The 283-nt window shown below is 39.9% G+C and carries 1 protein-coding gene; it reads right to left on the bottom strand.

All coding sequences use genetic code 11. The features are described from left to right. On the bottom strand, positions 1-283 hold a 283-nt coding region (locus L979_RS15670), incomplete at both ends, for a hypothetical protein (protein ID WP_197052192.1).

The raw sequence follows: 283 nt of genomic DNA, 5'->3' as shown, positions 1-283 counted from the left end.
ATTGGATAGGGTCGACACCGTCTACTGAATCTGTTTCTGATTCTTTCGTTGGTTCTGCTGTAGGTTTCAATTTAGGATAAACGACTACACGATAACCGTCAATAAACTCTCCTGTAACTTTATCACGTTTGCGCCCTTTAATTAGGTACTGAACACATTTTGTTTTCCAATCACCAGTAGGAGACCAACCCAAACCATTCGCTGTTCTTTGTTGACCTAAAATGTCTTCTTTAAGCGCTTGATCTGTTTGAATGAATACCATTTCGCCTTGAAGTAAGGTAGC

Source organism: Kocuria sp. ZOR0020, assembly GCF_000800955.1.
In the GTDB taxonomy this organism is placed as follows: domain Bacteria; phylum Actinomycetota; class Actinomycetes; order Actinomycetales; family Micrococcaceae; genus Kocuria; species Kocuria subflava.
Note: the sequence above shows the minus strand (reverse complement) of the source record. Positions and strands in the feature narration are given on the sequence as shown.